We start from the raw sequence: 24,707 nt of genomic DNA on the forward strand, positions 1-24,707 counted from the left end.
GCCGAACTTCACTGCCGGATAGGCAGCTCAGAAAGGAACCGTTGGCGAACTGGTAGCCGGTGTCCTCTTCACTGCCGGATAGGCAGCTCAGAAAGACCTCGACGGCTGGGCGTCGACGGCGCTGAACTTCACTGCCGGATAGGCAGCTCAGAAAGACCTCGAGAACATTCCGCCGGCCGAGATCGACTTCACTGCCGGATAGGCAGCTCAGAAAAATGTAGTTGGCGTCCGTGGTCCCTTGCGACCCTTCACTGCCTGATAGGCAGCTCAGAAAGTGAAGAAAAGCTTCGCCTGGCCGCGTCATTCCTTCACTGCCGGATAAGCAGCTCAGAAATGGAGAAGACCGGGCGGCGCACGGACGACAGCCTTCACTGCCGGATAGGCAGCTCAGAAAGGGACGGCCCGAAGCGGGAGCGGGAAGCCTTCCCTTCACTGCCGGATAGGCAGCTCAGAAAGAACTGCCGGTCACCGCTTCCGCCGCCGCCGGCTTCACTGCCGGATAGGCAGCTCAGAAATTCCAGGCGCGCGAATTCTGCAGGCGCTGCCTCTTCACTGCCGGATAGGCAGCTCAGAAATGGCAGTACAACGATGGCGCCGATCTACACGACTTCACTGCCGGATAGGCAGCTCAGAAAGGGATTTCGAAGAAGAGCCGCGCACCCTCCCTCATCGGTTTCAAGAGCTCGCAGAGCCCCTGACCGGCAGTGGCAGATGGTTCAAAATATGCGTGGAGAGCAGTTGATCAGGCGATCCCGGTTGTAACCGCTGGTGCGGTCACACAGGGAAGCAAAGTTCTAAGCCTGGCTCAGACACGCTGCGCCACGCCAGCCAATCGGGGCCAAGGCAGGCGACGTAATAGGCTGAAAGAACAAAGCCAGCAGCAACCCGCTATGTTTGCCGGCCACTCCCGCGGTCAACGCCGCCCGACAACAAAATCACTCGGCCGCTTCAATCAGCCTTCTTGCCCGCACCGCCGCCGCCAGTTGCTCCAGCACTCGCAAGCTGTCGTCCCAGTGGATACAGGCGTCGGTGATGCTCTGTCCGTAGGTGAGCGGGACGCCGGGTTGCAGGTCCTGGCGGCCTTCGACGAGGTGGGATTCGATCATCACGCCGCTGATCCGTTCGTCGCCGGCAGCGATCTGGGCGGCGACGCTGTCGGCGACTTCCAGTTGCAGCTTGAACTGTTTGCGGCTGTTGCCGTGGGAGAAGTCGACCATCACCTTGGCGGCGAGGCCGGCCTTGGCGATTTCGTTGCAGGCGGCGTCGACGCTGGCGGCGTCGAAGTTCGGTTCCTTGCCGCCGCGCAGGATGACGTGGCAATCCTCGTTGCCGGCGGTGGACACGATGGCGGTGTGGCCGCTCTTGGTGACCGACAGGAAATGGTGCGGGGAATTGGCGGCGCGGATGGCGTCGACCGCAATCTTCATGTTGCCGTCGGTGCCGTTCTTGAAGCCGACCGGGCAGGACAGGCCGGAGGCCAGTTCGCGGTGCACCTGCGATTCGGTGGTGCGCGCGCCGATGGCGCCCCAGGCGATCAGGTCGGCAGTGTATTGCGGCGTGATGGTGTCGAGGAATTCGGTGGCACAGGGCAGGTCCAGCTCGTTGACGTCGAGCAGGATCTTGCGCGCCAGGCGCAGGCCTTCGTTGATGCGGAAGGTGTTGTCCAGGCGCGGGTCGTTGATCAGGCCCTTCCAGCCGACCGTCGTGCGCGGCTTTTCAAAGTAGACGCGCATGACGACGACGAGGTCGTCCTGGTGCTTTTCGGCCTCCTTGGCCAGTCGACCGGCGTAATCCATCGCCAGGTCGTAGTCGTGGATCGAGCAGGGGCCGATGACGACCAGCAGGCGGTCGTCGGCGCCATGCAGGATGCGGTGGATGGCCTGGCGGGCGTTGAAGGTGGTGTGGGCGGCGCGCAGCGAGACCGGGTATTCGCGGTTGATCAGCGAGGGCGGCACCAGTTCCTTGATGCCGAGGATGCGCAGGTCGTCGGTGTTCGGTTTCGTCTGTTGCGTGTTCATGGCCCAACCCATTCAAGAATGCCGGAAACCGGCGATTCTAACCGACGAGGCTGCCCCGCCGGGCTCAGGGCAGCTGCGTCAGGTAATGGGTGATGGCGACGATGTCTTCGTTCTTCAGCGCTGCGGTGGCGATCGACATCAGCTGGTTGTTGCGGATGCCGGTACCGTCGCGGTAGCGGGTGATCGAGGTTTGCAGGTAGGGCATTTTCTGACCGGCCAGGCGCGGGTAGGTTTCGTGCCCGTGCGCCTGTGGCCCGTGGCAGCGCACGCACTGCTTTTCGAACAGGGCCTTGCCGCGCGCCACCTGGGCCGGGTCGCCCTTGGAAGGCGGCACCGGCAGGCTGGCATAGTAGGCGGCGGCCTGGGCACGCTCGTCGTCCTTGAGGACCTTGATCAGCCCTTGCATGAAGGCATCCTTGCGCTCGCCGGCGCCGAACTTGCGGATCTGTTCGAGCAGGTAGGCGGCGTTCTGGCCGGCCAGATTGGGCACTTCCGGCGTCTTGCTGATGCCGTTCTCGCCGTGGCAGTTGGCGCAGAAAAAAGTGATCTTCTTGCCGGCATCGATCGCCGCGCGCATCGCGACGGGATCGGATTCCAGGGTTTTCAGCCGGTCGACCGCAGAAGTCTGGGCAAAAGCGCCGGCGGCAACGGCCGACATCAGGGCGCCAAGGATCAGGGCACGCATTCGATTCCCCTTACGGAAAAGAGGGATTATGCCGTTCCGCCCACCGTCAGTCCATCGATACGCAGCGTTGGCTGGCCTACGCCGACCGGCACGCTCTGGCCGTCCTTGCCGCAGGTGCCGACGCCGGGATCGAGTTTCAGGTCGTTGCCGATCATCGAGACGCGGGTCAGCGCATCCGGGCCGTTGCCGATCAGCGTCGCGCCCTTGATCGGCCGCGTCACCTTGCCGTCCTCGATCAGGTAGGCCTCGCTCATCGAGAAGACGAACTTGCCGCTGGTGATGTCGACCTGGCCGCCGCCGAAATTGGCGGCGTAGATGCCCTTCTTCACCGAGCCGATGATTTCCTGCGGATCGTGCTCGCCGGCCAGCATCATGGTGTTGGTCATGCGCGGCAGCGGCAGGTGGGCGAAGGATTCGCGGCGCCCGTTGCCGGTCGGCGCGACGCCCATCAGGCGGGCATTCAGGCTGTCCTGCATGTAGCCCTTGAGGATGCCGTCCTCGATCAGCACGGTGCGCTGGGTGACGTTGCCTTCGTCGTCGATGTTCAGCGAGCCGCGGCGGTCGTCGATCGTGCCGTCGTCGATGACGGTGACGCCCTTGGCGGCAACGCGCTCGCCGATACGGCCGGAAAAGGCCGAACTGCCCTTGCGGTTGAAGTCGCCTTCGAGCCCGTGGCCAACCGCCTCGTGCAGCAGGATGCCGGGCCAGCCGGCGCCGAGCACGACGGTCATCTGGCCGGCCGGCGCCGCGTCGGCGTGCAGGTTGGTAACGGCCTGGTGCACCGCTTCCCTGGCGTAGCGCTGCAGGATTTCGTCATCGAAATAGCCGAAATCGAAACGCCCGCCGCCGCCCGAGGCGCCCTGCTCGCGCTTGCCATTCTCTTCGACGATGACCGAGATCGAGCAACGCACCAGCGGCCGGATGTCGGCGGCCAGCCGACCATCCGAGCCGGCGACCAGGATCACCTCGTATTCGCCGGCCAGCGAGGCCATGACCTGGACGACGCGCGGATCGGCAGCCTTGGCAAAACCCTCCAGGCGTTCGAGCAGCTTGACCTTGGCATCGGCCGGCAGCGAGGCGATCGGGTCGTTCGGCAGGTACAGCGAGCGGGCTGCGGTCGACGCCTGCAACGCCGACAATTTGCCGTTCTGCCCGGCGGCGGCGATGGCGCGCACGGCGCTGGCGGCATCGGACAGCGCCAGCGCGCTGATGTCGTCGGAGTAGGCGAAGGCGGTTTTCTCGCCGGCGATGGCGCGCACGCCGACGCCCTGATCGATACTGAAACTGCCGGCCTTGACGATGCCTTCGTCCAGGCTCCAGGCTTCATTGCGCGAATACTGGAAATACAGGTCGGCGTAATCGACATCGTGCGTCAGGATCTGCCCGAAGGTCCGGCTCAGGTCGGATTCGGACAGCGAGAACGGGGTCAGCAACAGGGATTCGGCTTGCGCCAGGAGATTCGTCGGATTCATCGGGTAGCTCGTCAAAGTGCTTGTATCTTGCGGTGGGCGAGTGCCGGCAGGCTCTCGCGGATGTCGGTGATGCGCTGGTGGTCGAGGTCGGCGATGACCACGCCCGGCCCTTTCAGCTTGCGGTCGAGGATCTCGCCCCAGGGGTCGACGATCATGCTGTTGCCGTGCGTCAGCCGGCCGTTTTCGTGGCGCCCGCCCTGTCCGACCGCGAGCAGGTAGCATTGGTTCTCGATGGCGCGGGCGCGCAACAGGATTTCCCAGTGCGCGCGGCCGGTGGTCTCGGTAAACGCGGCCGGCATCAGGATCAGGTCGACCGGGCCGAGCGCCCGGTACAGTTCGGGAAAGCGCAGGTCGTAGCAGATCGACAGGGCGATCCGGCCGAACGGCGTGTCGACCGCGACCGGCGTGTCGCCCGGCTCGATGAAGGCGGATTCGTCGTAGGCTTCGTCGCCTTTCCGGAAGCCGAACAGGTGAATCTTGTCGTAACGGGCAACGCATTCGCCCTGCGGATTGAAGACCAGGCTGCTGTTCTTCATCTTGTCCGGCGATCCTGCGGTCAACGGGATCGAACCGGCAAAAATCCACAGACCGTGGCGCTGCGCGGTCTGCGCCAGCCAGTCCTGCACCGGGCCGCGGCCGAAATCCTCGCGGGCGCGCACGCGGTCGGCATCGGCGGCGCCGATGATCGGAAAGTATTCGGGCAGCACGACCAGTTGCGCGCCCTGGGCGACGGCTTCGTCGACCAGCCGGCCGGCGGCCGTCAGGTTGTCCGCGACACGCGGTCCGGACACCATCTGCAGGGCGGCGATGCGGCAGTTCTGCGGTCGACGGGGCAAATTCATGGTTTTTCCTGGGCGGACGGCGGGGCGGCATTGTCCTGGGCGCTCTTGTCCACTTGCGGATCGTCCCAGCTGCCGGTCACATGATAACGGTAGGCGAACAAGCGATTCAGCGGATTCTGCAACACCGTGCTGGCCACCAGCGCGGCAGCGCCGGCCACCGGATTGATCACCGCGACGCCGACCGCCGCCAGGTTGGAGATTTCCGGCCGGACGGTGACCTGCAGGTCCTGCGTCTCGCGTTGCAGGTCGGTGTGGCCGGCGATCAGCACCTGGACCGCCGGGCCGTTCATCTTCATGTCCTCGACCGTGCGCATCACGCCGCCTTCGACGCGCAGCTTGGCGTCGATGCTGTCGAAGGCCAGGCCGTCGCTGAACAGATCGCGGAAATCGAGACTCAGCCGGCGCGGGATCGATTGCAGCGAGATCAGCCCGAGCAGCCGGCCGACGCCGGGTTCGAGCTTGTTGAACTGCCCCTTCTCGGCATGCACGCCGAGATTGCCGGCCAGCGACGGGTAGTGGATGGCGGTCAACGCGCCGTTCCAGCGCAGATTGCCGTTCAGCGTCGCCTTGCCGGCCCGCACCGCATCGGCGTAACCGAGCCGGGTCAGCAGTTTGCCGATGTCGGCAACGTCGAGCTCGAAATCGAGCTGGGTCTGCTGCTGCGCGCCGCGCTGCCAGCGCCCCTTGCCTTTCAGTTCGCCGTCCGGATTGGCCAGGCGCAGCTTGTCGAGCAGCCAGTTGCCGCCCTGATTGCGCGCCTGCAGTTCGAGCCGGCCGAGCGTCTTGTCGTCCAGCCGCAACTGGTCGACGACCAGGTTCATGCCGGGCAGGCTGTCGATCACGTTGTCGCGCTTGCCTTCGGTCATCGCCCGGTTCAGCAGCAGGCGGCGGAAGCGGCCTTCCAGCCAGCCGTCGCCGGCGCCGCGCCAGAACAGTTCGCCGGCGGCCTGGCGGGATTCCAGGGTGATCTGCCAACCGGCGCCGCTGGGCCGGACCAGCGTATCGACATCGCTGTAATCCTGGCCGAGCAGCCGCAAACGCGGCGTGCGGATGCGCGCTTCGGCAAACGCCATGCCGTCGCCGTCGGTAGCGGCGGCGGGCGCCGCACCGGCAGGCGTGGCGCTGTCCAGGTAGGGACGCCAGGCGTCAACGTCGACCACCGGTTGCTGGATGCGCACCGCCAGCCCGCGCGCCGGCAACGACATGTCGCTGTCGCCGACCGAGAAGACGCCCTGCGCCCAACGCCCGTCGCGGCGCACCATCAGCCCCTGGGCGACCTTGCCGAGCGTGATCCGGTACTGTTCGACGTTGGCTGCCGGCGCCTGCCGTTCGATGCGCAGCGGCAGGCGCGCCGTGGCCGACTTGTTCAAGGCATCGGGCAAGGGCGACGAAATGCCCAGCAGATCGGAGGTGATGACCACCGAGGCGTTGCGCTTCTGGACGCCGATTTCCGCCTTCCACGGCGTCGAACCGCTGAGCTGGCCGAGCAGCGGCCAGCCGAAGTGGCGATTGACCTCGCCGATGCTGGCGGTGCCGGTTGCCAGGATGGCAACCTGGTTGCCCTGGCTCTTCACGTCGACGCGGAACGGCCCGCCGAAACCGCGGCCGGTGATGTTGTCGGCGCTGACCGTCTGTTCGGTGATGTGCAGCCGGCCGTTGACCTGGGTCAGGAAGGGCAGGCCGTCGATCGGCATCAACTGGTTGTCGAGGAAGTGGAAGGTGCCGACGACCTTGGTGTCGAGCGCGTGGCGCAGCGGAATGTCCAGATCGAGGTCGAGCTTGCCGTTGCCGTTGGCCTTCATGCCTTCGGTGAAGTGATCGATGCTGGCGGCGACCGGGCTGCGCTCGACGAACTTCAGGAATTCGGCGGTCGGCCCGTGCGCGCCGCCGCGGACGAGCAGCATTTCCTCGTCGGACTCGAAATCGGGGATGACGACCTTGACCTCGCCCAGCTGCGCACCCAGGATGCGCCCCTTGTGGGCGCGGACTTCCATGCCGACGCCGAAACGCATGTCGGCATCGACCTGGTCGATCAGCGGCCAGCCTTCGGCGTAATCGATCCGCGTGTCGACGGCGCGGGCGGTCACCAGGAATTGTCCGGTCGACGGGTCGCGGAACGGAAAATGCCGCAGGTCGCCCTTGAGCACCAGCCGGGCATCGCGCGCCGTGCCGCTGACGATGCCGTGCTTGAGCCACATCCGGGCATCGACGTTGACCGCGTGCGGCATGTAGCGCCAGACCGCATCGCCGCGCGCCTTGTCGATGCTGGCCCGCAGGTCGATGACGCCGGGGCCGTTGCCGTCGTAGCGATAGCTGCCCGAGGTTTCGCCGGTGGCGTCGTCGCCGGCGAAGGCCAGGCGCTCGATGTCCACCTGCCAGGCGCCGCTGCCGCCGGCTTCGTGCTGCCAGCGGATGCTGCCGTTCAGCGTGTCGAAGCTCATGTTCGGCTCGGGAAAGACCGAGGGCAACGAAAGGTCGGCCTGCTCGCTGTCCAGCTTCAGGCGGCCGCCCTTCTCGGTCGCCTCGATGCTGCCGCTGAGGCCGCTGCCGCCCGGCACGGCGCCGTCGGCGCGCAGGCCGAGACGCATGAAACCGGCGTTCAGCGCATAACGGCCCAGTTGCTGGTCGGCGTAGGACCAGCTGGCGCGCAGGTCGCTCAGGCGCCCTTCCGGCGCATGCGTCGCCAGTCGTTGCCGGGTCCCGTCATCGAGCGGCAGATAGGCGGCGAGCCTGGCCAGCACGCCGAGATCGAGCAAATTTGCCTGCGCCTTGCCGTCGACCGCAGCGCCGCGCTGCTGCCAGTCAAGCCGGAAATCGGTCGGCACCAGCCGGGTACCGTCGCGCGCCGACAGTTCGAGGCGCTGGCCGGCGACGCTCCAGTCGTTGGCCCGGTAACGCCCTTCCAGACGGCCGCGCAGGTTCAGCAGATCGAGCATCGGCAGGCGCTTGCCCAGGCGCAGGTGGACATCTTCCAGCGCCACGTCGGCGGTCAACTGGCCCTGGCCGTCGTCGAGATCGCCCCACACGCGCAGCGCACCGCGGCCTTGCGGCAGATCAACGGGGTAGTCGATCCAGGCCCGCCAGCCGGCGAGATCGGCGTAACCGAGTTCGAGGAAAAGCTTGCCGGCGTAGTGCTCGAAAGCGTCGTGCAGATCGCCATGGACTTCGCCGCGCAGGTCGATGCGCGCCGCCAGCGCCGCCGGCGGCGCCGCCGACAGGCCGAAACGGTGGCGCCGGCCGCTGTTGTCGAGGCCGAACTGCAAGTCTTCGAGAATCAGCGGCGGCGCGCCGCGCAGCGCATCTTCCCAGACCACGGTGGCGTCGCGGATGCGGATGCGCTTCTGTTCGAGCAGCCATTCGAGCGCGGCCGGATCGTCGTTGCCGCTCGGTTCGATGCCGGCGACGCTGATCCGCCCGTCCTCGCCGCGCCGGATCTGCAGTACCGGCTGTTCGATGGCGAGCAGCGAAAAGATCGGTCGCAGCCGCCACAGGCTGTGCCACGACAGCACCACCCGCACCTGGGCCAGGGTCAGTGCCGGGTTGGCTTCGCGGTCGAGCACCGACACCTCGTCGAGCACCAGTTCGGGATTCAGCCCATGCCAGTCGGCGGCCAGCCGCCCGATGGCGATCGGTTGACCGAGCGCCTCGCTGCTCAGTCGTTCGATGTCGCCCCGGTAATCGGCGACGCCGGGCAGCACCAGGTAGCGCAGCACCAGCAGCAGCGCGACGAAGGCCAGCCAGCCGGCGAAAGTCGCCCAGCCCAGCAGGCGCAACGCGCGCCGGACCGGCGGCCGGGCCAGCCAGGCGCGCGGGCCGCGCAGGCGGTAATAGAGCGCGGCATGTTCCGGGCTGGGCGGCGTGAGAGAAGGCGGTCGGGAATCGGTCAAACGGGCTGCGCTTTGCCAGAAACGGAAGGAGGTCACTACAATCGGTGGTTTGCTACGCATTCTACCTTGCCGGCTCGACGCCGCCCGAATCCATGGCCCAATCCCCCGATCCCCGCTGGCATGACGCGCTGGCCCACAGCCGTTACCTGAGCACGCTGCTGCAGGCCCGCCCCGAACTGATTCCCGAACTGCAGGCCAGCTGGCACACGCCGCTCGACGAAGCACTGCTGCAGGCACCGCTGGCCGGCGAATTCGCCGACGACGAAGCACTGCGCCGGGCCTTGCGCCGGCTGCGCCAGCGGGCGATGGCGCACATCATGCTGCGCGACCTGTGCGGCCTGGCGCCGCTCGCCGAAGTCGTCGAAAGCATGACGCTGCTGGCCGACGTGACGACCAACTTCGCGCTGACCCACTATCACCGGCAACTGGTCGCCACCTACGGCGAACCGCTCGACGCGGCCGGCAATCCGCAGCGCCTGCTGGTGATCGGCATGGGCAAGCTGGGCGGCCGCGAGCTGAACGTGTCGTCCGACGTCGATTACATCTTCGTGTACCCCGAGGAAGGCGACACCGCCGGGCCGAAGTCGATCGAAAACCACGATTTCTTCAACCGGCTGGGCAAGAAGATCATCCAGGCGCTCGGCGACATCACCGCCGACGGCCAGGTCTTCCGCGTCGACATGCGGCTGCGCCCGCACGGCGATTCCGGGCCGCTGGTCTGCTCGCTCGACTCGCTGGAAAACTATTTCATCACCCAGGGCCGCGAGTGGGAACGCTATGCCTGGATCAAGGGCCGGACGATGAACGCCGGCGACAACCTGCAGCCGGCCTGGGTCGATGCGATGCAGAAGATCGCCCGCCCCTTCGTCTTCCGCAAGTACCTCGACTTCGGCGCGATCAACGCGATGCGCGACCTGCACGCGCAGATCCGCCGCGAGGTGGCGCGCAAGGACATGGCCGACCACGTCAAGCTCGGCCCCGGCGGCATCCGCGAGATCGAGTTCATCGCCCAGGTGTTCCAGCTGATCCGCGGCGGCCGCGATGCCGGACTGCAGATCCGCGCCACGCTCGATGTGCTGGCGCTGCTCGTCGAACGCCAGTTGCTGCCGGCCGACAGCGAGCGCGAACTGCGCGAGGCCTACGTTTTCCTGCGCCGCCTCGAACACCGCCTGCAATACGTCGGCGACCAGCAGACGCACATGCTGCCGGTCGACGCCGGCGAACGGGAAAAAATCGCCCGCAGCATGGATTTCCCGGATTGGCCGGCCATGCTCGCCGTGCTCGACGCGCACCGCACGCGGGTCAGCCGGCATTTCGACGAAGTCTTCTCCGACCCGGAATCGGGCGAACACCCGCTGACCGGCCTGTGGCTCGGCCAGCTCGACGAGGACACCGCTTTCGAAGCCTTCGGCAACCTCGGCTTTCGCCGTCCGCAGGAGGCCATCGCCAGTCTGACCGCGCTGCGCGAATCGAGCCGCTACCAGCAGTTGCCGGCCAGCAACCGCCAGCGGCTCGACGCGGTCGGCCCGCGCCTGATCGAAGCGGCCGGCGCCACGCCGGAACCGGACACGACGCTGCAACGCGGCATCGGCTTCCTCGAGAACATCGCCCGCCGCGGTTCCTATCTGGCGCTGTTGCAGCAATACCCGATGGCCTTGCGCCGCGTCGCCGACATGATCTGCGCCTCGGCCTGGGCTGCCGACTACCTGAACCGCCACCCGCTGCTGCTCGACGAACTGCTCGACCAGCGCCTGTACGACGGCGCCACCGACTGGACCGGTTTCCGCGAGCAGTTGCGCGTCAACCTCGCCACCCATGCCGGCGACACCGAGCGCGAGATGGACATCCTGCGCGAGATGCACCACGCCCAGGTCTTCCGGCTGCTGGCCCAGGACCTGGCCGGGCTGCAGACCATCGAATCGCTGTCCGACCATCTGACCGAACTGGCCGACACCATCGTCCGGGAAACGCTGCCGCTGGTCTGGGGCAAGATCCGCAACCGGCACTGCGACACCCCGAAATTCGCCGTCATCGGCTACGGCAAGATGGGCGGCAAGGAACTCGGCTACGCCTCCGACCTCGATCTGGTTTACCTCTACGACGATGCCGACCAGGACGCCCAGGAAAACTACACCCGGCTCGGCCAGCGCCTGGGTACCTGGCTGTCCAGCCAGACGCCGGCCGGCATCCTGTTCGAGACCGACCTGCGGCTGCGCCCGAACGGCGATTCCGGCCTGCTGGCGGTGACCGTCGATGCCTTCCGCGATTACGAACTGAAGAACGCCTGGACCTGGGAACACCAGGCGCTGACCCGCGCCCGCTTCTGCGCCGGCGATCCGGCGGTCGGCCAGCGCTTCGAAGAAATCCGCTGCGAAATCCTGCGCCTGCCGCGCGACCTGGCGACGCTGAAGGACGAAGTCGTCGCCATGCGCCGCAAGATGTACGACGCGCACGCCGGCCACAGCGCCACCCATTTCGGCCTGAAGCACGACAAGGGCGGCATCATCGACGTCGAGTTCATCGTGCAGTATCTGGTCCTCGGCCACGCCCACCGCCATGCCGAACTCACCGGCAACCTCGGCAACATCGCGCTGCTGAGGATCGCCGGCGAACTGGGCCTGATCGATCCGGCGCAGGCCCGGGCGGCCGGCGACGCCTACCGCGAATTCCGCCGGCTGCAGCATGCCCGCCGGCTGTCGGCCACACCGAAGGCGCCGGTGCCGCGCGAGGAAGTGGAAAAGCACATTCTTGCGGTCGACACCCTCTGGCAGGCCGTTTTCGGCGACTGACACTCAGCGGTCGTCGCCGCGCGGCGGACCGCCCCTGGGGCCGTCGCGATGGCGGCCATCGTCACCGCCCCGCCGTTCGCCGTCCGGGCGGCGCCCTTCGGGACGGCCTTCCCAGCCCGCCGGCGGCGCGGCCTGCGGCATGTCGCGCGGCGGTGCGGGACGAAAATCGGGACGGCGCATCTCGCCACGCTCCGGCGGAGGTGCGGGACGCGGCGGTTCACGGTATTCCGGTCGCGGCGGTTCGCCACGCCGAGGTTCGCTGCGCGGCGGTTCTTCCCAAGCCCTGCGCGGCGGCGGTGGCGGTGGCGGTGGCGGAGTCACGACCCGGGATGGTGGCGGCCCGTAGCGGTCCGTTTCCCAGCGACCGCCCTGATGACGCCAGTAGGAACCGTCGTTGACCCAGCGCGGTTCGACCCAGCGATAACCGGGACGCGGCGGCGACCAGCGGCCGCCGACCCATTCGTAACGCGTACCGATCCAGTTCCAGTAGCCGCCCATCCAGACATAGCCGGTGACCGGCGGATAGCCCGGATATTCGACGCGCGGCGGCGGCGGTGCCACCACCACCGCCTCATCGTAAGCCGGGGCGACGACACAGCCGCCCAGGGCGAGACTTGCAGACATCACCAGCAACAGCTTGCGCATTCCTTGTTCCTCCATCGGGGAGACGCCAATGCCGGAATAACGCACCGGCCGACGCGCGGCCGACCGGATTTACGAACTGTTGCAATCGGCGCCGCGACGGGCGCCGAGCCGGATCACTTCTGCAGCGAGTCGCGGATTTCGCGCAGCAGCACGATGTCTTCCGGCGTAGCCGGGGCTTCTTCGACGACCGGCGCTTCCGGTTTGCGCAGCCGGTTCATCTGCTTGACCATCAAGAAGATGATGAAGGCCAGGATGACGAAATTGACCAGGATGGTCAGGAAACTGCCGTAGGCGAACACGGCGATACCGGCCTTCTTCAGGTCGGCCAGCGTGCTCAGGTTGTTCGGGTTGTCGCCGAGCACGACGAACAGGTTGGAGAAGTCGAGATTGCCGACCACCTTGCCGACCAGCGGCATGATCAGGTCGCCGACGATGGAATCGACGATCTTGCCGAAAGCGCCGCCGATGATGACACCGACGGCGAGATCGACGGCGTTGCCCTTGACGGCGAATTCACGAAATTCCTGCATCATGCTCATGCTGTTTTCCTCGGGGAATGATGGTTTATGGGTGGGGCATTATTCTTGCGCGGCCGAAACAGCGTCAAGCCGCTTTGCATTATTCAACATTGTTTCGCAAAGCCTTTACACAGGCGCCCGGCCGCCGCTTCGAGCGTTTCCGGCCGTTTTGCAAAGCAGAAGCGGACCACCCGCTCATCGTGACCGTCGGCGTGGAAGGCCGAGACCGGGATCACCGCGACGCCGACCTCGCGGGTCAGCCAGTCGGCAAAGGCGCGGTCCGGCAGCCCGGAGATCGCCGTGTAGCGGGCAAGCTGGAAATAGGTGCCGGCACAGGGCAGCAATTCGAGGGGCGTCGCCGCCAGCAGGGCGCGGAAGGCATCGCGCTTTTCCTGATAGAAGGCGGCCAGCCCGAGATGGCGCGACGCGTCCTGCATGTAGTCGGCCAGCGCCAGCTGCGACGGTCCATGCACGGTGAACACGTTGAACTGGTGGATCTTGCGGAACTCGGCGCAGAGCGCCGCCGGCCCGACCACATAGCCGATCTTCCAGCCGGTGATGTGATAGGTCTTGCCGAAACTGCTGACCACCAGGCTGCGCGGCGCCAGTTCGGGATGGCCGCACAGGCTCAGGTGCGGTCGGCCGTCGAACAGGATGTGCTCGTAGACTTCGTCGGACAGCAGCACGATGTCGGTACCGGCGACGATTTTTGCCAGTTCGCCCAGGTCGACCGCAGACAGCACGGCGCCGGTCGGATTGTGCGGCGAATTGAGGATGATCATCCGCGTCCGTTCGCTGACCAGCGCACGCACCTGCGCCCAGTCCGGCGCGTAATTGGGAAACTGCAGCCGGGCCCGGACGACCGTACCGCCGACCGCTTCGATCGCCGGCCCGTACGAGTCGTAGACCGGCTCGAAGACGATCACCTCGTCGCCCGGCCGGACGAAGGCGGCAACCGCCGTGAAGATCGCCTGGGTGGCGCCGGCCGTTACGGTGACCTCGCTGTCGGCATCGAAACGCGTGCCGTACAGCGCGGCGACCTTGTCGGCGATGGCGGCGCGCAGTTCCGGCATGCCGGCCATCGGCGCGTACTGGTTGCGGCCGGCCTTCATGTGTCGGTGCAGCGCGTCGAACAGTTCGGGCTCGGCCTGAAAATCGGGAAAGCCCTGCGACAGGTTGACGGCGCCGCAATCGGCGGCGAGCTTGGACATCACCGTGAAGATCGTCGTGCCCATGTCGGGAAAGCGGGAGGCGATGCGGATCGGGGTTTCCATGGTCTGGCAAGGTTTTTCGAAGACTTTCACTATGCCACAATGCCGACCATGAACATCGACGGCATCCCCACCCGCACGCTGCGCGCCGACCCGGCCCGGCGCACTTTCGAGATCATCGACCAGACCCGCCTGCCGCACGCGCTGCACTGGCTGCCCGTCGCCACGCTGGCGCAAGCGGCACATGCGATCCGCGCCATGCAGGTGCGCGGCGCGCCGCTGATCGGCGCCACGGCGGCCTACGGGCTGGCGGTGGCGCTCAGTGGCCAAGAGGGCGACGACGCCTCCGACGCGCGCCTGCACGAGGCCGCGGCGCTGCTGCGGTCGACGCGGCCGACGGCGGTCAATCTGCACTGGGCGCTGGCCCGCATGGAAAATGCGTTGCGCGGCCTGTCGACCGCAGAACGCGGCACCGCCGCCTGGGCCGAAGCCGCCGCCATCGCCGAGGAAGACGTCGCGCAGAATGCCGCCATCGGCCGGCACGGGCTCGACCTGTTGCGCCGCCTGCCGCGCCGCCATGGCCGCGTGCTCAACGTGATGACGCACTGCAACGCCGGCTGGCTGGCCACCGTCGACCACGGCACCGCGCTGTCGCCGGTCTATGCCGCGCACGATGCCGGGTTGCCGGTGCACGTCTGGGTATCCGAGACGCGGCCGCGCAACCAGGGCCTGCTGACCGCCTGGGAACTGGCCCAGCACGGTGTGCCGCACACCGTCGTCGCCGACAACGCGGCCGGCATCCTGCTGCGTCAGGGCAAGGTCGATGCGGTGATCGTCGGCGCCGACCGCATTGCCGCCAACGGCGACGTCGCCAACAAAGTGGGCACTTACCTCAAGGGCCTGGCCTGCGCCGACAACGGGATTCCCTTCTACGTCGCCGCGCCGCGCTCGACGCTCGATTTTGCCTGCCCGGACGGTGCCGGTATCCCGATCGAGGAACGCGACGGCGACGAATTCCGGCTGGTGCACGGCCTCGCCGAAGACGGCACGCCGGCCGTCGTGCGCCAGTTGCCGGCAGCGCAGGCGGTCGGCAACCCGGCCTTCGACGTGACACCGGCCCGGCTGGTGACGGCCATCGTCACCGAACGCGGCGCCTGCCCGGCCAGCCGCGACGGTCTGCGCACGCTCTATCCGGAGACCGCTGATGACTGATCCGCGCGCCGCACTGATCGCCGCCGCCCGCGCCATGCGCCCGGCCGGGCTGAACCGCGGCACCGCCGGCAACCTCAGCGTGCGCGACGGCGACGGCTTCCTGATCACGCCGACCGGCCTGGCCTACGACGCGCTGAGCGCCGACGACATTCCGCACATGCGCATCGACACCCCGGCGGACAAAAATGCACACGACAGCGCCGACGCAAGCTGGACCGGCCGCCGCAAGCCGTCGTCCGAATGGCGCTTCCACCGCGACCTGTACGCCGCCCGACCGGAAGTCGGCGCCGTGCTGCATGCCCACTCGCCGTTCGCCGTCACGCTGGCCTGCCTGCGTCGCGACATTCCGCCCTTCCACTACATGATCGCCCGCTTCGGCGGGGCGACGATCCGTTGCGCCGATTACGCGATTTTCGGTTCGCCGGCGCTGTCGACCGCAGCAATGGCCGCGATGACGGAGCGCAAGGGCTGCCTGCTGGCCAACCACGGCCTGCTGGTCGCCGGTCGCGATCTCGACGAAGCTTTCGCGCTGGCGGTCGAACTGGAAGAACTTTGCGAACAATACTGGCGGGCCTGCCAGCTCGGCGACCCGGTGCTGCTCGACGCCGCCGAGATGGCCGAAGTCATCGAGAAATTCAAGGGATACGGACAGAAATGAACGCCGAACACGACCTGAGCCGCTGGGAACAATCGCACGATTTCGGCGCCGGCAACGCCCGCGCCGAAGCCGGCACACGCTGGGTACTGTGGATCACGCTGGCGATGATGGTGGTCGAGATCGCCGCCGGCTGGTGGTTCAACTCGATGGCGCTGCTGGCCGACGGCTGGCACATGAGCTCGCACGCCCTGGCCATCGGCCTGGCTTCCTTTGCCTACGCCGCGGCACGCAAGTACGCCGGCGACCCGGGCTTCACTTTCGGCACCTGGAAGATCGAAGTGCTGGCCGGCTACACCAGCGCGCTGTTCCTGCTCGTCGTCGCCGGACTGATGGTGTTCGGCGCCGTCGAGCGCCTGATCGAACCGGCACCGATCCACTACCTGGAAGCGATGCTGGTCGCCGCCATCGGTCTTGCGGTCAACCTCGGTTGCGCGGCAATTCTGCACCGCGCCGGCGACCACGGGCATTCGCACGGCCACGGCCACGGGCACGACCATGCGCCGCACGGCCATCACGACCTGAACCTGAAGGCCGCCTACATCCACGTGATCACCGATGCGCTGACCTCGGTGCTGGCCATTGCCGCACTGGCCGGCGGCTGGCTGTGGGGCTGGGACTGGCTGGACCCGGTCTGCGCGCTGGTCGGCGCCGGGCTGGTCGCGCTCTGGGCAAAGAACCTGCTGCGCGACACCGGCCGCGTGCTGCTCGACCGCGAAATGGATCACCCGGTGGTCGAGGAAGTGCGCGAGGTGATCGCCAGCCTGCCGGCCGGCACGCACCTGACCGATCTGCACGTCTGGCGCGTCAGCAACGGCGCCTACGCCTGCGCGCTGTCGCTGCTGACGCACGATCCCGCCCTCACCCCGCTGGCCGTCCGCCAGGCGCTCGCCATCCACGAGGAACTGGTCCACGTCACCGTGGAAATCCACCGCTGCGACGAGTGCCCGGACTGAACCCCATTCACGCCAGCGTATCGAGCAGGCTGCTGATGTTGTTGTCGTCCGGACGGCTGTAAGCCTGGAGCAGTTGCAGTATCCGGCTCACCGCATCGTACTGACTGCTCTCGCCGCTGGCCGTCGTCGATGCGCTCGTCGTTGCGCTATCGCTGCCCCCGCCCTGCTGCGACTTGTCGTAAGCCATCGCCTCGGCAAAGCTGACCTTGCCGTCGCCATCGCTGTCGGCCGCCTCGAAATTCGACACGATGTTCGAAATCAGACTGGCACGCTGGCTGTCGGTATCGCCGATTTCCTCGAGTTGCGCCTGCAACTCGTCCTGCGTGAAGCCCTCGTCATTTTGCGGCGGCGGCGGTGGCGGCATGCCTTGCATGCCCTGCTGCATCCGCATCTGACCGAACTGGTCTTCCAGTTGCTGCTGCAGCTTGCTCAGCGTGGTCGAGAACTCGCGCTCGGTGACCTTGCCGTCGCTGTCGCTGTCGAGCATCGAAAACAGGTCTTCAACCGAACTGTCGTCCCCGCTGCCGGAAATGGACTGAAAGATGGAGGCCAGGTCACTCTTTTCAATGTAACCCTGGCTCTTGCTGTCGATCTTTGAAAATAACTGGCTGAGGGAGGAACTGCCGCTGACACTGGTGACCATGATGAACTCCTTGAATGCAATGATTGAAGCCGGAGACGCGTCCGGTTGCCCTGTTTGAGCAATTTATCGACCAAGGCCGGCCAAAATTTGCGGCGAAACGGGTTAAAGCAGGTAAAAGTCGGTTAAGAACCCACGGAAAACCTGCGGTCAACGTCGAAAAATCGTCGAAAATCACGCCAGATCGGCAAAATTCGCCGCCCGGCAAAAACTTGCCGGCATCCGGAAAACGTGGAATGACGCGGGTTTCCGCCTGCAAGGACAGGGCGGCGGCAAAGGAAAACGGGACATGGCAGCGGTACTACTGATTGATGACGACCAGGAACTCGCCGAGTTGCTCGGCGATTACCTGCGGAACGAAGGCTTCGTCGTCCGCCACGTGGCGGACGGGGAAAGCGGCGTGCGGGAAGCCCTGAGCGGCAGCTATGCGATCGCCGTGCTCGACGTCATGATGCCCGGCCTGTCGGGCGTCGAAGTGTTGCGCCGGATCCGCGCCCAGAGCCGGATACCGATCCTGATGCTGACGGCGCGGGGCGACGGCATGGACCGCATCGTCGGTCTCGAACTGGGCGCCGACGACTACGTCCCGAAACCCTGCCTGCCGCGCGAACTGGCCGCCCGGCTGCGCGCCATCCTGCGCCGCAGCAGCGATGCGCCGAGCAACGACGACGACGTCACGGTCGGCCCGCTCTGTCTGCGCCCGCGCCAACGCACGGCGGAATGGCAGGGGCAGGCGATCGATCTGACCAGCACCGAATTCAACCTGCTCGAAGTCCTCGCCCGCAATGCCGGCCGCACCGTCAGCAAGGCGGAGCTCTCCGAGCACGCCCTCGGCCGGCCGCTCAACCGCTTCGACCGCAGCATCGACGTCCACCTGTCGAGCATCCGCCACAAGCTCGGCCCGCTGCCCGACGGCCGCTCGTGCATCCAGACGGTATTCCGTCAGGGCTACCAGATGATTCCCTGCTGACATGGGCCGCCTGTTCTGGAAGTTCTTCCTGATCGTCTGGCTGGCCCAGCTCGCCGCGGCGCTCGGTACCAGCCTTTATTTCTGGACGGACCGCCAGGCGATCGAGGCACGATTCGCCAGCCGTCTGCAGGCCGAAGGATGGCAAGCACCGCCGCCCCGTCCGTTCCCGCCGTTCGCCCCGCCCGGGCCGCCGCCCGACGCCGGAGCGAGACCGCCACCGCCGTTCGCCGGACCCGCCGGCGAACCGCCGCCGGACATCCCGCCGCCGGCCCTCATGCACATCCTGGCCGGCATCGTCGCCAGCCTGCTGTCGGCGGCGGCAATCGCCTGGATGGTCAGCCGCCCGGTGGCCCGACTGAAAGCCGCCTTCGTCGCCGCCGGCAGCGGCGATCTGTCGGTGCGGATCGGCCCCACGCTGGGTCGCCGGCGCGACGAACTGGCCGAGCTCGGCCGCGAATTCGACCGCATGACCACCCGCCTGGCTGGCGTGCTCGATACGCAGCAACGCCTGCTGCACGACGTTTCGCACGAAATGCGCTCGCCGCTGGCCCGCATGCACGCGGCGATCGGCCTGGCCCGGCAGCAACCGGCGCGAACGCCGGAAACGCTGGAGCGGCTGGAACGCGAGGGCGAGCGAATGGATCGTCTGGTCGGCGAACTGCTGACCCTGTCGCGGATCGATGCCGGCACCGGTGGCACGGCGGAAATCGTCGATCTCAGCGAACTGCTCGCCGAACTGGTCGAGGATGCCCGCTTCGAAGCCGACCAGCACGGCATTGCGGTGACGCTGGACACGCCGCCCGAACTGCTGACCCGGGCCGCGCCGGAACTGCTGCTGCGCGCCGTCGAAAACGTCGTGCGCAACGCCCTGCGCCATTCGCCTGTCGGCGGCACCGTCGCCATCCGGGTCACGGCGGACGCCACGCACTGCCGCATGCTGATCGACGACGACGGGCCCGGCGTGCCGGAACAGGAACTGGAAAACATCTTTGCGCCGTTCCGCCGGCTCGACGGCAAACCCGGCGGTTACGGCCTGGGCCTGACCATCGCCCGGCGTGCGCTGCATGCGGTCGACGGCCGGATTTCGGCAAAAAACCGCCCGACGGGCGGCCTGCGGGTGACCATCGAACTGCCGCGGATCAGTGCGTGAACAGGCCAACCAGCGGCACGACGGCAACGCCGGCGGCAATCAGCAGGCTCTGCCGGACGAAACTGTCGCGCTGCTTGTGCAGCAAGGGCAGCAGGTCGGCCAGCGCCACGTAGATGAAACTCGATGCGGCGATCACCAGCACGTAGGGCAACGCCGCGCTGGCCGAGCTCAGCGTGAAGTAACCGAGCACGCCGCCGAGCAACGAACTCAGGCTGGAACCGGCATTGGCCAGGAAGGCCTTGGCATTGCTCCAGCCGCCGTTGCGCAGCAGCACGAAATCGCCGATTTCCTGCGGGATTTCGTGGGCGATGATCGCCACCGTGGTGGTCACGCCGAGCATCGGATCAGCCAGGAAGGCCGCCGCCAGCAGCAGGCCGTCGACAAAATTGTGGAAGGCGTCGCCGACCAGGATCAGCAGCGGCGCAGTCACCGTCGCGTGGTGCCCCTCGTGCGATGCGCAGTCGCCGTGCGAATGGCGCCACAGCGCCAGCCGTTCGAGCGAGAAAAAGACAAAAAGGCTGAGCAGCATGATGCCGAACAGCGTCGTCGCCGGACCGGTCGCACCATGATCGTGGCCGACATGGGCGGCCGCGTGCTCGTGATGATCGTGACCGTCGTTCTCGTGGTGCCCTTCCGGCAACGCCGCCGCGGCGTGGGCATGCACCTCCGCCGCCGGCAGCGTGGCGAAGGCTTCCGGCAGGATGTGCAGGAAGGCCGACGACAGCATGACCCCGGCGGCGAAAGCGACGAGGACTGCGGTCGACTGCCGGGACAGGCGGAAAACCACGGCGGCGGCCGCCGCCATGCTGATCAGGCCGCCCGCCAGGCAGGCGAGCAGGATCATGCCTAATGTGGTCATTGCTGGGAATTCCTAGAATGCCGGGCACGGGCCCGGAAAAAGATGCGCGATGTTATACCTTTCGCGACAGGGCACCAAATGACAGCCACCGCGCCGCAAGGTTCCCGGACGGCCTCAGACGCCCATCTCCTTGCGCTCCCGCTCGACATGGGCGATGTAGCGCTGGATCCGGTTCTGGTCGTTCATCGGCAGGTCCTCGAAGGCCAGGCCGACGCGCCACAGACGGTTGCCGGCACGCGCTTCCTGCTCGGTCAGGTGACGGATCGTCGCATTGCAATACAGCTCGTGCGCTTCCTCGGCCAGATGAAAATGGCAGCGCCACAGGCGCTCGCCGACCGCCAGCGCCTCGGGCAAGCTGCCGACCTGCAGGCCGATGCCGGCCACCGAGAGGTCGTGCACGCTGCTTTCCCACAAGGCACCTTCGGCCAGCCGGCCGAAAAACGGGAAAGGGCGGCCGCGCGGCGTGGCGATCCGGAAGCTCTCCCGGCGCTGCAGGCGCAGGATACGCGCCGGCAAGGGGGCCGAAAATGCCCGCCCGCCCTGGAAAACCGTCTCGCTGACGCGGTCGACCGCAAATTGCACCTGAATACCGTTCGGACTGCCGGCAAAGCTGCAGCGCCCCTCGCCGAGCAAGCGCTTGTTCAGCCGCTCGACGCCGCTGTAGTCGAAATACAGGCACCCATCCTCCGGCGAAGCATCGAGCAGCCGGGTGACGAACAGTTCGCCCCCGAAATGGACCGAGAACGGCGTCGCCTCCCTGGCCAGCGCCGCCAGGGTGAAGGCGATCGCCCGCGGGCCGGTGATCAGGAAACGATCCTCGAACTCGCTTTCCGACATCGTCGCGATCTGCGTCATGCCGCCTCCAGCACGCGCAGCAGCGAGCTCGTATCGTCCTTGCCGAAACCCAGCGCCATCAGCGCGTTGAGCTGCTGGGCGACGCTCGCCGTCAACGCCACCGGCACGCCACTCTGGCGCGCCGCGGCGAGGACCAGCCCGAAATCCTTGTGATGCAGGCGGGCCTCGATGCCGGCGGCAAAGTCACGGTCAACCATGCGCCGGCCCATGATTTCCAGCACGCGCGAGCCGGCCGAGCCGCCGGCCAGCGCCTGTTTCACTTTCGCCGGATCGACGCCGGCAGCCCTCGCCAGGTGCATCGCTTCGGCGACCGCCTCGATGGCGGCGACCATGATCATCTGGTTGCAGGCCTTGGCGACCTGACCGGCGCCGTTCGGGCCGACATGGACGATGCGCTGGCCGAGCGTCTCGAGCAGCGGGCGTACCCGTTCGAGGACCGCGGCGTCGCCGCCGGCCATGATCGCCAGCGTCGCGTCTTTCGCCCCCTGCTCGCCGCCGGAGACCGGCGCGTCGAGCATGTGGATGCCTTTTTCGGCCAGTTGGCCGGCGATGCGCCGGGCAACGTCGGGCGCAATGGTCGAGCAATCGACGAGCACGCTGCCCGGCGCCATGCCGTGGATCAGGCCATCTTCGCCGAGGGCAACGCCTGCGACGTCGGCGCTCGATGTGATGATCGTGAACACCACCTCGCAGGCGGCGCCGAGCGCCGCCGGGGTGGCATGGACGGTGGCCGGCAGGCCGGCGCAAGTTTGCGGTCGACGCGCCCAGACGTGCAATTCCTGGCCGGCCGCGTGCAGGTGCAGGGCCATCGGGCGCCCCATCGCGCCCAGACCGATGAAGCCGACCTTCATGCCTGTCCCGAGAGATTTTCCAGGAGTTTGAGCACGGCGATCGAATCCTCCTCGCCGAGGCCCGAGCCGACCATCGCGTTGAACATCTGCGCGGTCGCCGCCGAGCCGGGCAGGCACAGCCCGAGCTCGTGCGCCGTCTGCATCACGATGTTGAGGTCCTTCTCGTGCATCCAGCTCTTGAAACCCGGCTGGAAATTGCGGTCGAGCATGCGTTGACCGTGATTCTCGAGGATCTTCGAGTAGGCGAAGCCGCCGAGCAGCGCCTCGCGCACCTTGCCACGGTCGACACCGTTTTTCGAGGCAAAAGCCATCGCCTCGGCGACCGCCAGCACGCCCATGCCGGTGACGATTTGGTTGGCCGCCTTGGTCACCTGCCCGGCGCCGGGGCCGCCGACGTGGACGACATTCTTGCCCATGCAGGCAAAAGCCGGCAGGGCCCGGGCAAAGGCGGCCTCGGAACCGCCGGCCATGATCGACAAGCTGCCGGCGATGGCGCCGACTTCGCCGCCGGACACCGGCGCGTCGATGAAATCGACGCCGGCCGCCGCCAGCTCGGCGTGGATGGCGCGCGCCGCCGCCGGCGCGATGGTGCTCATGTCGACAGCGACCAGCCCGCGGTTGCCGGCGCTGGCGACGCCGCGCATGACGTCGGCGACGTCCGGCGCATCGGCGACCATCGAGATCACCAGATCCTGGCCTTTGGCCACTTGTGCCGGCGACGCGGCACCGACGGCGCCGGCGTCGAGCAGCGGCTGCATCGATTCGGCGCGACGCGCCCAGACGCTGACTTGATGCCCGCCCTTGATCAGGTTGAGGGCCATCGGACGACCCATGATGCCCAGGCCGATAAATCCAATCTTCATGCGAATACTCCGTGTTTCGTTGATATGCCGGCGCCGCCGGCCTGATTCAGGGCAAGCCGACGACGCTGCGTTCCTTCGGCCAGCGGATCCGGTAATCGGCGGTGAACTCGCGCACCGCGCCCGCCTCCAGCGTCTGCGTCCAGGCTACGACACCGGGCCGGCCTTGCCAGTCGCGCACCGTCACCGGCGGCGTGAATCCGGCATCGACCTCGATCTGGCTGTCGCGCGCGACCGGGCTGGCATCGAGCACGAGCAGCCTCACCGGCCGCTTGTGCTGGCTGGTGACGGTAAACACATCGGCGATGCGCCGCTCGGCGCGCTGCCCGACGAAGCCGGCGCTGGCGCTGTCGGCAGCCAGATTGCGCACGACGACCTTGATCCGCTCGTCGCGACCGAAAGGCAGTTCGAGCTCGGTGGCCTGCGCCGGATTCCACAAGGTCCGGCCGACATAGGCGCCATCGCGATAGAACTGCATGTCGCCGGCCGGCCAGACGCCCTCCGGCAGCTTGCCGCGGGCAACCAGATAGGCCGCTGCCTCCTGACGCGGGGCGACCTGGACCTGCAGGTCCACCGGCAACGCTTGCCGGCCGAGCGAGACGGCCAGTTTGCTGCCGTCGGCCGGCAGGCTGAAACGGCCGGGCATGGCGTATTCGGTCGCGAAGGTGTTTTCGCTGACCGCCACCTCGAACAGCGGCTTGTCGGCCACGGCCTCGGCCGACTTGGCGCGCATCGCCAGCGGCGCCGGCGCAGCGGCCAGCATCGGCATCGCTTCGGCGCGACGTTCCGGACGCAACGACAGGTTCCAGGCATTCGGCAGCGGCCCGGCGACGCGCTGACGTGGCTGGCCGGTCGACAAGGTCAGTGCGACATTGCGCCAGTCCTCGCCGCTGCGCTGGGCGATCTGTGCGATGCGCTCGAACGCGACCTGGCGCCCCTCGCTGTCCAGCGTCGCCCGGTAGGCCGGCCGCCAGCCGGCGTCGGCGAAGAGGTAGCGGATGCGGACCTGCCCGTCCTTGCGGGCATTAAGGCGGACCAACAGTTGGCGCACGCTGCTCACACTCGGCCGCACGCGCTCCAGATCCTGGCGGCGGGCTTCCAGTTCGCGCTCCAGGTCGCGCTTACCGGCATCGATTTCGAGGATGCGGCGCTGCGCCTGCAGGCTGCCCTGGCGGATGGTGTCGAGCAACCTGGCCGGATTGCCGGCATGGATGCTGTCGCTGGTCGAAGCCAGCGCATCGAGGTATTTCAGCGAACGTTCGGCGGCCTGGCGTTCGGCATTCAGCGCATCGCTGCGGTCGACCAGCGTCCGGACCAGTTTTTCCAGGCGCGCCTCCTCGGCGTTGAGCGGCGCGCTGCGGGCACTGTCGCGCCAGCTCAGTTCGCCGATCTCGATACCGGCATCGGCATCGACCTGCACGCTATCGACGTCGAAATTGGCCGGCAGGCCCTCGATCTCCAGTTGCCCGTCGCCGGCGCGGACGAGCGCCGTGCGTTCGACCAGCGCGCTACCGGGATAAAGGACGACGCGGCTGACCGGCGCCGGCTGGCCGGCGATGGCCGGAACGGCTGCCGACAGCGCAAGCAGACAGAGCGCGGCAGCGGGGAGCGAAAGCGGTTTCATGCGGCGGA

21 protein-coding genes and 1 CRISPR repeat array (1 of these 22 only partly in view) are annotated in these 24,707 nt (G+C 67.3%); of the genes, 7 read left to right on the forward strand and 14 right to left on the reverse strand.

The genetic code is table 11. From position 1 onward, the window contains the following. Positions 1–636: a CRISPR direct-repeat array (repeat unit 28 nt; unit sequence CTTCACTGCCGGATAGGCAGCTCAGAAA); it begins 4,860 nt to the left of the window's first position. 299 nt (positions 637–935) lie between these two features. The 5 genes from aroG to L0962_RS17030 form a co-directional block, all read right to left on the reverse strand. Next, entirely contained in the window at positions 936–2,018 is a 1,083-nt protein-coding gene (gene aroG / locus L0962_RS17010) for a 3-deoxy-7-phosphoheptulonate synthase AroG (RefSeq protein ID WP_234087684.1), read from the reverse strand. 64 nt (positions 2,019–2,082) lie between these two features. Further along, on the reverse strand, positions 2,083–2,703 hold the full coding sequence (locus tag L0962_RS17015; RefSeq protein WP_234087685.1) for a cytochrome c: 621 nt from the start codon (positions 2,701–2,703) through the stop codon (positions 2,083–2,085). A 26-nt stretch (positions 2,704–2,729) separates the two neighbouring features. After that, positions 2,730–4,175, reverse strand: a complete 1,446-nt coding sequence (gene tldD, locus L0962_RS17020; protein ID WP_234087688.1) for a metalloprotease TldD — start codon at positions 4,173–4,175, stop codon at positions 2,730–2,732. Positions 4,176–4,186: 11 nt separating this feature from the next. After that, the gene (locus L0962_RS17025; protein WP_234087689.1) at positions 4,187–5,017 is read right to left on the reverse strand and encodes a carbon-nitrogen hydrolase family protein; all 831 of its coding nucleotides are present in this window, start codon (positions 5,015–5,017) and stop codon (positions 4,187–4,189) included. After that, positions 5,014–8,964 (reverse strand): YhdP family protein, encoded by a 3,951-nt coding sequence (locus L0962_RS17030; RefSeq protein WP_234087690.1) that lies wholly within the window; start codon positions 8,962–8,964, stop codon positions 5,014–5,016. The genes L0962_RS17025 and L0962_RS17030 overlap by 4 nt, the downstream gene beginning before the upstream one ends. 32 nt (positions 8,965–8,996) lie before the next feature. On the opposite strand from L0962_RS17030, the gene glnE reads away from it, so the two are divergent. Then, on the forward strand, positions 8,997–11,693 hold the full coding sequence (glnE, locus tag L0962_RS17035) for a bifunctional [glutamate--ammonia ligase]-adenylyl-L-tyrosine phosphorylase/[glutamate--ammonia-ligase] adenylyltransferase (RefSeq protein ID WP_234087693.1): 2,697 nt from the start codon (positions 8,997–8,999) through the stop codon (positions 11,691–11,693). A gap of 3 nt (positions 11,694–11,696) precedes the next feature. Here glnE and L0962_RS17040 read toward each other — a convergent pair whose 3' ends face one another. From L0962_RS17040 to L0962_RS17050, 3 genes are all read right to left on the reverse strand, one after another. Next, positions 11,697–12,338, reverse strand: coding sequence for a hypothetical protein (locus tag L0962_RS17040; protein ID WP_234087695.1), 642 nt, complete (start codon positions 12,336–12,338; stop codon positions 11,697–11,699). 113 nt (positions 12,339–12,451) lie between these two features. Further along, complete coding sequence (mscL, locus tag L0962_RS17045; RefSeq protein WP_234087697.1) at positions 12,452–12,877, reverse strand: large conductance mechanosensitive channel protein MscL; 426 nt, start codon at positions 12,875–12,877, stop codon at positions 12,452–12,454. 83 nt (positions 12,878–12,960) lie between these two features. Further along, positions 12,961–14,130, reverse strand: coding sequence for a pyridoxal phosphate-dependent aminotransferase (locus L0962_RS17050; RefSeq protein WP_234087698.1), 1,170 nt, complete (start codon positions 14,128–14,130; stop codon positions 12,961–12,963). A gap of 48 nt (positions 14,131–14,178) precedes the next feature. Here L0962_RS17050 and mtnA point away from each other — a divergent pair, with 48 nt between their 5' ends. The 3 genes from mtnA to dmeF are packed head-to-tail and all read left to right on the forward strand — an operon-like array spanning position 14,179 to position 16,890. Beyond that, complete coding sequence (gene mtnA / locus L0962_RS17055; RefSeq protein ID WP_234087699.1) at positions 14,179–15,279, forward strand: S-methyl-5-thioribose-1-phosphate isomerase; 1,101 nt, start codon at positions 14,179–14,181, stop codon at positions 15,277–15,279. Continuing rightward, positions 15,272–15,937: a class II aldolase/adducin family protein gene (locus L0962_RS17060; protein ID WP_234087700.1), complete on the forward strand. Its 666-nt coding sequence runs from the start codon at positions 15,272–15,274 to the stop codon at positions 15,935–15,937. The genes mtnA and L0962_RS17060 overlap by 8 nt, the downstream gene beginning before the upstream one ends. Next, on the forward strand, positions 15,934–16,890 hold the full coding sequence (gene dmeF, locus L0962_RS17065; RefSeq protein WP_234087701.1) for a CDF family Co(II)/Ni(II) efflux transporter DmeF: 957 nt from the start codon (positions 15,934–15,936) through the stop codon (positions 16,888–16,890). The genes L0962_RS17060 and dmeF overlap by 4 nt, the downstream gene beginning before the upstream one ends. 7 nt (positions 16,891–16,897) lie before the next feature. On the opposite strand, the gene L0962_RS17070 is transcribed toward dmeF, so the two are convergent. Continuing rightward, positions 16,898–17,533, reverse strand: coding sequence for an EF-hand domain-containing protein (locus L0962_RS17070; protein WP_234087703.1), 636 nt, complete (start codon positions 17,531–17,533; stop codon positions 16,898–16,900). Between the two features lie 23 nt (positions 17,534–17,556). Here L0962_RS17070 and L0962_RS17075 point away from each other — a divergent pair, with 23 nt between their 5' ends. From L0962_RS17075 to L0962_RS17085, 3 genes are read left to right on the forward strand one after another with little or no spacing between them, the layout of a single operon-like run. Next, the gene (locus L0962_RS17075; RefSeq protein ID WP_234087704.1) at positions 17,557–17,838 is read left to right on the forward strand and encodes a hypothetical protein; all 282 of its coding nucleotides are present in this window, start codon (positions 17,557–17,559) and stop codon (positions 17,836–17,838) included. Beyond that, the gene (locus tag L0962_RS17080) at positions 17,820–18,500 is read left to right on the forward strand and encodes a response regulator transcription factor (protein ID WP_234087705.1); all 681 of its coding nucleotides are present in this window, start codon (positions 17,820–17,822) and stop codon (positions 18,498–18,500) included. Before L0962_RS17075 ends, L0962_RS17080 begins: the two co-directional genes overlap by 19 nt. A 1-nt stretch (position 18,501) precedes the next feature. Beyond that, on the forward strand, positions 18,502–19,650 hold the full coding sequence (locus tag L0962_RS17085; protein WP_234087706.1) for an ATP-binding protein: 1,149 nt from the start codon (positions 18,502–18,504) through the stop codon (positions 19,648–19,650). Here the strand turns inward: L0962_RS17085 and L0962_RS17090 are convergent. The 5 genes from L0962_RS17090 to L0962_RS17110 form a co-directional block, all read right to left on the reverse strand. After that, complete coding sequence (locus L0962_RS17090) at positions 19,640–20,509, reverse strand: ZIP family metal transporter (protein WP_234087708.1); 870 nt, start codon at positions 20,507–20,509, stop codon at positions 19,640–19,642. The two genes, L0962_RS17085 and L0962_RS17090, sit on opposite strands and share 11 nt — an antisense overlap. A 114-nt stretch (positions 20,510–20,623) precedes the next feature. Next, the gene (locus tag L0962_RS17095) at positions 20,624–21,364 is read right to left on the reverse strand and encodes a flagellar brake protein (RefSeq protein WP_234087710.1); all 741 of its coding nucleotides are present in this window, start codon (positions 21,362–21,364) and stop codon (positions 20,624–20,626) included. Next, positions 21,361–22,215 (reverse strand): NAD(P)-dependent oxidoreductase, encoded by an 855-nt coding sequence (locus tag L0962_RS17100; RefSeq protein WP_234087711.1) that lies wholly within the window; start codon positions 22,213–22,215, stop codon positions 21,361–21,363. The genes L0962_RS17095 and L0962_RS17100 overlap by 4 nt, the downstream gene beginning before the upstream one ends. Beyond that, positions 22,212–23,078 (reverse strand): NAD(P)-dependent oxidoreductase, encoded by an 867-nt coding sequence (locus L0962_RS17105; RefSeq protein WP_234087712.1) that lies wholly within the window; start codon positions 23,076–23,078, stop codon positions 22,212–22,214. The genes L0962_RS17100 and L0962_RS17105 overlap by 4 nt, the downstream gene beginning before the upstream one ends. 46 nt (positions 23,079–23,124) lie before the next feature. After that, a complete protein-coding gene (locus tag L0962_RS17110; protein WP_234087713.1) occupies positions 23,125–24,699 on the reverse strand; it encodes a DUF4139 domain-containing protein in 1,575 nt (524 codons plus the stop codon). Positions 24,700–24,707: the final 8 nt, after the last annotated feature.

Source organism: Azonexus sp. R2A61 (assembly GCF_021401135.1).
GTDB lineage: Bacteria > Pseudomonadota > Gammaproteobacteria > Burkholderiales > Rhodocyclaceae > Azonexus.

Excerpts from the sequence above, each read along its gene's own strand:
- dmeF (WP_234087701.1), top strand. The coding sequence starts at position 15,934 with ATGAACGCCGAACACGACCTGAGCCGCTGGGAACAATCGCACGATTTC.
- L0962_RS17070 (WP_234087703.1), bottom strand. The coding sequence starts at position 17,533 with ATGGTCACCAGTGTCAGCGGCAGTTCCTCCCTCAGCCAGTTATTTTCA.
- L0962_RS17015 (WP_234087685.1), bottom strand. The coding sequence starts at position 2,703 with ATGCGTGCCCTGATCCTTGGCGCCCTGATGTCGGCCGTTGCCGCCGGC.
- tldD (WP_234087688.1), bottom strand. The coding sequence starts at position 4,175 with ATGAATCCGACGAATCTCCTGGCGCAAGCCGAATCCCTGTTGCTGACC.
- L0962_RS17100 (WP_234087711.1), bottom strand. The coding sequence starts at position 22,215 with ATGAAGGTCGGCTTCATCGGTCTGGGCGCGATGGGGCGCCCGATGGCC.
- L0962_RS17040 (WP_234087695.1), bottom strand. The coding sequence starts at position 12,338 with ATGCGCAAGCTGTTGCTGGTGATGTCTGCAAGTCTCGCCCTGGGCGGC.
- L0962_RS17085 (WP_234087706.1), top strand. The coding sequence starts at position 18,502 with ATGGGCCGCCTGTTCTGGAAGTTCTTCCTGATCGTCTGGCTGGCCCAG.
- L0962_RS17090 (WP_234087708.1), bottom strand. The coding sequence starts at position 20,509 with ATGACCACATTAGGCATGATCCTGCTCGCCTGCCTGGCGGGCGGCCTG.
- aroG (WP_234087684.1), bottom strand. The coding sequence starts at position 2,018 with ATGAACACGCAACAGACGAAACCGAACACCGACGACCTGCGCATCCTC.
- L0962_RS17110 (WP_234087713.1), bottom strand. The coding sequence starts at position 24,699 with ATGAAACCGCTTTCGCTCCCCGCTGCCGCGCTCTGTCTGCTTGCGCTG.
- L0962_RS17060 (WP_234087700.1), top strand. The coding sequence starts at position 15,272 with ATGACTGATCCGCGCGCCGCACTGATCGCCGCCGCCCGCGCCATGCGC.
- L0962_RS17080 (WP_234087705.1), top strand. The coding sequence starts at position 17,820 with ATGGCAGCGGTACTACTGATTGATGACGACCAGGAACTCGCCGAGTTG.
- L0962_RS17105 (WP_234087712.1), bottom strand. The coding sequence starts at position 23,078 with ATGAAGATTGGATTTATCGGCCTGGGCATCATGGGTCGTCCGATGGCC.
- L0962_RS17030 (WP_234087690.1), bottom strand. The coding sequence starts at position 8,964 with ATGCGTAGCAAACCACCGATTGTAGTGACCTCCTTCCGTTTCTGGCAA.
- L0962_RS17095 (WP_234087710.1), bottom strand. The coding sequence starts at position 21,364 with ATGACGCAGATCGCGACGATGTCGGAAAGCGAGTTCGAGGATCGTTTC.
- mscL (WP_234087697.1), bottom strand. The coding sequence starts at position 12,877 with ATGAGCATGATGCAGGAATTTCGTGAATTCGCCGTCAAGGGCAACGCC.
- glnE (WP_234087693.1), top strand. The coding sequence starts at position 8,997 with ATGGCCCAATCCCCCGATCCCCGCTGGCATGACGCGCTGGCCCACAGC.
- L0962_RS17050 (WP_234087698.1), bottom strand. The coding sequence starts at position 14,130 with ATGGAAACCCCGATCCGCATCGCCTCCCGCTTTCCCGACATGGGCACG.
- mtnA (WP_234087699.1), top strand. The coding sequence starts at position 14,179 with ATGAACATCGACGGCATCCCCACCCGCACGCTGCGCGCCGACCCGGCC.
- L0962_RS17025 (WP_234087689.1), bottom strand. The coding sequence starts at position 5,017 with ATGAATTTGCCCCGTCGACCGCAGAACTGCCGCATCGCCGCCCTGCAG.